2 protein-coding genes are annotated in these 1,536 nt (G+C 64.2%); both read right to left on the bottom strand.

Going from position 1 to position 1,536, the window contains the following annotated elements; all coding sequences use genetic code 11:
- Positions 1 to 10: 10 nt before the first annotated feature.
- The gene (locus tag J2S97_RS23910; protein WP_307052415.1) at positions 11 to 1,051 is read right to left on the bottom strand and encodes an IS3 family transposase; all 1,041 of its coding nucleotides are present in this window, start codon (positions 1,049 to 1,051) and stop codon (positions 11 to 13) included.
- Positions 1,015 to 1,449, bottom strand: a complete 435-nt coding sequence (locus tag J2S97_RS23915; RefSeq protein ID WP_307052416.1) for a hypothetical protein — start codon at positions 1,447 to 1,449, stop codon at positions 1,015 to 1,017. Before J2S97_RS23915 ends, J2S97_RS23910 begins: the two co-directional genes overlap by 37 nt.
- Positions 1,450 to 1,536: the final 87 nt, after the last annotated feature.

Below are 1,536 nucleotides of genomic sequence, written 5' to 3' on the forward strand. Positions count from 1 at the left end.
TCGGAATGAATCAAGCTGTTTGTGACAGCTGGTTGGTTTTGTAGTTGATGCCGGCGTGGGCCGGGGCGGCTGGTGCGGTGGGTTTGTTTCGGTAGCGGTGAGGATGCCGGGCGTGGCAGGCGTTGAGGGTTGCTTGGCGGCGTCGGCGCGCCTGGTCCACTCGTCCTTCGTGGACGGTGTCGGGCGTGTAGTAGTTCAGGCCGCTGTGGCGGTGGTTGGCGTTGTAGTCAGCGAAGAATGCCGCCATGTACTCGCGGGCGTGCTGGAGGTCCTGGAATCGGCGGGGAAAGTCCAGGTCGTATTTCACCGTCTTGAACAGGGATTCTGAGTAGGGGTTGTCGTCGGAGACCCGCGGGCGGGAGTAGGACAGTGTGATGCCCAGGGACTGGGCAAGCTGGAGGGTGCTGCCGGCCCGCATGGGTGCGCCGTTGTCGGCGTGGAGCACGGCAGGGCGCCGCCGGTTCTTGGTGACCGCGCCCTTGATCAGTGCGGCGGCGAGGGCGGCCGTTTCGGTGTGTTCGACGCGGTGCCCGACGACTCTGCGGGAGAACACGTCCAGGATCGCGTAGAGCCGGTAGGTGTGTTTGCCCGGGCCGTGGAGCATGGTGATGTCCCAGCTCCAGAGCTGGTTCGGGGCGGTTGCGTGGATGATGGGTTTGGCTCGTTTGGGGCCGGTTCCCGTGCGCTGTTCGCGGCGGTCGCCGTTCTGCCCGTTCCGGGCCACGATGCGGTGGGCGGCTGCGATGGAGAAGAAACAGTGCCCCGCGTCGAGCATCCGGTAGTATGCCTGGGTGACGGAGAGGTTGGCGTATTCCCTGGAGTTCAGCAGCTCCATGAAGGCGTCGGCTTCGGCGCCGGTGATCCGGTTCGGGTAGGCCCGGTCGGGATGGGGCACCAGGATTCCCGGCGGCGTGGCCGGGTTCAGCCGCCGGTACCAGGCCGTGCGGTGAACGCCCACCAGGGCACAGGCCTTCACCGCGGACCAGCCGGCTGTGATCAGTTTCCCGGCAAAGGTCAGGGCGATGTCTTTCCAGGTTTGGGCGTCAGCCACTCCGGCCGGCCCGGCTCCGGCTCCTCCACTTTTGGATCCGTCGCCGCCGCGCTCTTGGCCATCGCGTCCAAGAGCGCGGAAGCTTTTCCCAGAATGTCCACGGCAGCCTCGGACCGCGCAAGCTTGGCTTTGAGGATTTCGTTTTCCTTCAAGACCCGCTTGAGCAACTGCTTATCGCCCGCGTTCAATCGCTGGTCCTCCTCTAGGTTGTCGGATCTGGACCTCAGCTCCCCGGACTCCCGCTGGCGGCACCAATGGTTCATGGTGCCCTCGGTGATGCCCGCCGCCCTGATGAATGCAGCTTTAGCGCCCCACTCGAGGCATTTGTCGTACTCGTCCAGAATCGCGTGCTTCTGGTCGGTAGTGAAGTGCTTCCGGTTCGAAACACGAACAGGCATAACGAAATCCATGATGGACCTTTCCCCGCTCTGAGCACCGGCTCCAGCAACAGGGAACCTGTCACACAACAGCCTGACACACAGGGA

Origin of the sequence: Arthrobacter oryzae, assembly GCF_030812315.1 — a bacterium.
Lineage (GTDB): Bacteria > Actinomycetota > Actinomycetes > Actinomycetales > Micrococcaceae > Arthrobacter > Arthrobacter oryzae_B.